This window comes from uncultured Campylobacter sp. (assembly GCF_937997595.1).
In the GTDB taxonomy this organism is placed as follows: domain Bacteria; phylum Campylobacterota; class Campylobacteria; order Campylobacterales; family Campylobacteraceae; genus Campylobacter_B.
This window is the reverse complement of the sequence record NZ_CALKTS010000328.1, coordinates 1-3400: the sequence shown is the minus strand read 5'-3', so window position 1 is coordinate 3400 and position 3400 is coordinate 1. Positions and strand designations below refer to the sequence as shown.

Sequence of the window (3400 nt, the reverse complement as noted above, 5' to 3'; positions counted from 1 at the left end):
AATAACTGGACGACGATCACGGAGCTTCGCTCAATCCATATGCGACTTAAAGAGTTTGAAAAAAATATCGACTACAAGGGCTAGATAAAATTTCGCCCGCACCTTGCGCAGGAATTTCGCTTTTTAAATTTAAAGCGAAATTCCAGGGTTGCAAGCTTTTAAAATTTCTACGCTTTTACTGCTCTCTTTTTTCGTGATGAGTAATGTTTAGCTTTATAAATTTATAGCTTCCTACGAGCAAGATCATCCAAATCGCGATGAAAACTAAAGATTTGATCATTTTTAATCCTTAAAATTTTTATAATGCGGCGCGTAAAAAGCGCCGACGGTATGAAATTTAACCAAGCGCAAAAGCACGCAGTGCCGCGCATGCGAGCAGCTTCTCGCCGCCACACGGCGCGCGGAAGCCGCGCTAGGGCGGACGCGCCTAATAATGCTCGTTTGAAAGCCCCTCTTTATCGAGCTTTTTAGCGTCCATCAACCACCAAACGTAGCTGATATAACCCAGCACGAAAGGAACTAGAAACGACACGTAAAACATCGTCTTAAGCGTATAGAGGCTCGAGCTTGCATTGCTTATCGAAAGCGAGCTTTGCAGGTCGAAATTTGACGGATAAAACGCCGTGTTGTTTAACCCTAGGATCAAAAATACGCTCGTTACCGCGCATACGACTCCTACGCCGTAGAAAAATACTCCGCGCACGCTGCTTGTAAATGCGCCTTTGAATATCCCCACCAGCACCAGCACGACGCCCAGCAGCAGCAAGATTAGCGCCGCAGGCAGGCTTAGGTAGTTATGCAGATACTTAAAGCTCTCAAGGCTTACTACGCCGCCCGCGCCTACCGTATAGCCCTGTTTTAGCAAGACCCACGCCAAAAACGCTATGAAAAATACCAAAAACGCGCTAGCGTTAAATTTAAGCGAGGCTTTGAGCTTAGCGATCATTTCGGGCTCGGCGATATTATTCATCAAATATAAGCTCGCTCCCGTCCTAGCGCAGAAAAATAGCGCAAGCCCCAAGATGTAATTAAACGGATTTGCTAGCGCCTCAAGCCCGCGAGCGGAGCTTTTCCACTGCACGAAATTATTATCGCCCAGCGCAAACTCGCTGCCGCTAAAAAGCGTCGAGACGATGATACCGAGCAGGATCGTACCCAGCGAGCCATTTATGAAAAGAAAGGCTTCATAAGTTTTAGCGCCCAAGAAATTATCGGGCTTTTTTCTGTATTCGTAGGCGACGGCTTGGATTATGAAGCAAAAAAGCAGAGCCATCCACGCCCAATACGCCCCGCCGAAGCTGGTCGCATAAAATAGCGGAAACGCCGCGAAGCACGCCCCGCCGAACATAACGAGTGTAGTAAACGTAAGCTCCCATTTCTTGCCGATGGAATTTATTATAAAATCCTTCTCGGTCTCATTTTTCGCCAGCGTAAAAAGCAGCGTCTGACCGCCCTGCACGAAGAGCATAAAAACCAAAATTCCGCCCAGAAGCGAAACCACGCACCACCAATAAATTTGAAAAATTTCGTGCATCTTAAAATCCTATCTTTATCTGTTTTAGCATGATCTTTATCTCGGCTATGAATAAAACCGTAAATAAAACCGCAAAGAGCGCAAACGAGATCATTATGTTCGTTCCCGCTAGGCTCGTAGCTGCGACGCCCACCGGCATAAGATCTTGTATCGCCCACGGCTGGCGCCCTACTTCGGCTACGATCCAGCCCGCCTCACACGCTACGTATCCCAAAGGAATGCTAAAGACGCAAAGCCATAGAATTTTCTTGTATTCGGCGAGATTCTTTCGCATCGCCAAAAATAGCGTCACGAAAAATAGCAAGATAAAATAGCTTCCCAAAGCCACCATCACGTGGAAGCTGTAAAAGGTAAGCGCCACGGGAGGGACGATCTGCTTCGCGTCGTCAAGGTAGCCGTAGCCTAAATTTTGCATATTTTGGTTGCCAAATAAAATTTCGCGCGCTTGCTGCATCGCCGCGGTGTCATTCGCGTCTTTGGCGAGCTTGTAATCCTTTAGCGCTTGCAGGGCGATTTTGCCTTTTTCTATCTTTTTATCCGCGCCTTCGATGCCGAATTTTTCGTTTCCAAATACCAAATCATCGATGCCCGGAGTGAAATTATCAAGCCCTCTCGTAGCCATCAGCCCCAGCGCGTAAGGCGCCTTGATCTCAAATAAAAACGGCTCCTTATCGTCTCCAGGAAGTTTACTAGGATTTAAAACTCCCGCCGCGACGATGCCCGCGTTTACTTCGCCTTTATACAGACCCTCCATCGCCGCAAGCTTCATCGGCTGCTTTTGCGCGACCTGATAGGCGCTCTCGTCGCCGCTAAATAGCACGAAAAGCGAGCTTAGCATACCGAAGCTTGCCGCTACGATGAAGCTTTTTTTAGCAAGCGCGAAGTCTTTGTTTTTTAGCATATAAAACGCCGAAATTCCAAGCACGAAAAGCGCCGCGGTAATGTAGCCGCCGCCAACGGTATGTAAAAATTTAGCCACTCCGAAGTGAGATAGCGCGATATCTAAAAAATTACTCATCTCGTTGCGCATCGTATCGGGATTAAAGCTCGTGCCTGCCGGGTTTTGCATCCAGGCGTTCGCGATTAGGATCCAATATGCGCTTAAATTTGATCCGATCGCCACGAGCCAGGTCGAGAGAAGATGAAATTTCTTACTCACGCGGTCCCAACCGAAGAACATTACGGCAAAAAAGGTAGCCTCCAAGAAAAACGCCAGCAAGCCCTCGATCGCAAGCGGCGCACCGAAGATGTCGCCCACGAACCAGCTATAATTCGCCCAGTTGGTGCCGAACTCAAACTCCATTATGATGCCCGTCGCGACGCCGATGGCGAAATTTATACCGAAAAGGCGAAGCCAAAATTTAGTGATCTTAAGCCACTCCTGTTTGCCTGTCGCGACATACAGGCTCTCCATAAACGCCACGATAAAGCTAAGCCCCAGCGTTAGGGGCACGAAAAGAAAGTGATAAAGCGCCGTGAGCGCAAACTGCGCCCTCGACCAATCCACGCTAGCAAGCTCTTGCATTCTTACTCCTTAGTCAAATTTTTATAGATGAAATCGATTTTTTCTTGATCGGTTTTAAATTTAGAATCCAAGTTTTCGTCGAAAATGAAAAATTTAAGTAGCACAAAAATTATAAATAGCTTGATCAAAATCACCGCCCATAGCGTTTTGCCAAGCTTCATCGAAGCAAATCCGTGCGCGTAAAATTTTAAAATTTTGCCGAAAAACATCAAATTTTAACCTTTAGCAATTATTAGTTTATATTTTTTATTATATAGTAATTAATTAAAATCTAACTTTAAATTTTAAAAAATTCGCGCTGATTTTATCCTATTTCGGAAAAAATTCCAAACTCTATCGCG

The 3400-nt window shown here is 46.1% G+C and carries 4 protein-coding genes; 1 reads left to right on the top strand and 3 read right to left on the bottom strand.

The window, feature by feature from the left end:
• A partial coding sequence (locus Q0614_RS11210; protein ID WP_298788751.1) for an SbmA/BacA-like family transporter occupies positions 1-84 on the top strand: 84 nt, incomplete at its 5' end.
• A gap of 343 nt (positions 85-427) precedes the next feature.
• On the opposite strand, the gene Q0614_RS11205 is transcribed toward Q0614_RS11210, so the two are convergent.
• The 3 genes from Q0614_RS11205 to Q0614_RS11195 are packed head-to-tail and all read right to left on the bottom strand — an operon-like array spanning position 428 to position 3268.
• Positions 428-1534: a cytochrome d ubiquinol oxidase subunit II gene (locus tag Q0614_RS11205; protein WP_298788749.1), complete on the bottom strand. Its 1107-nt coding sequence runs from the start codon at positions 1532-1534 to the stop codon at positions 428-430.
• 1 nt (position 1535) lies between these two features.
• Positions 1536-3059, bottom strand: coding sequence for a cytochrome ubiquinol oxidase subunit I (locus Q0614_RS11200; RefSeq protein WP_297949738.1), 1524 nt, complete (start codon positions 3057-3059; stop codon positions 1536-1538).
• A gap of 2 nt (positions 3060-3061) precedes the next feature.
• On the bottom strand, positions 3062-3268 hold the full coding sequence (locus Q0614_RS11195) for a DUF4492 domain-containing protein (RefSeq protein ID WP_005871229.1): 207 nt from the start codon (positions 3266-3268) through the stop codon (positions 3062-3064).
• Positions 3269-3400: the final 132 nt, after the last annotated feature.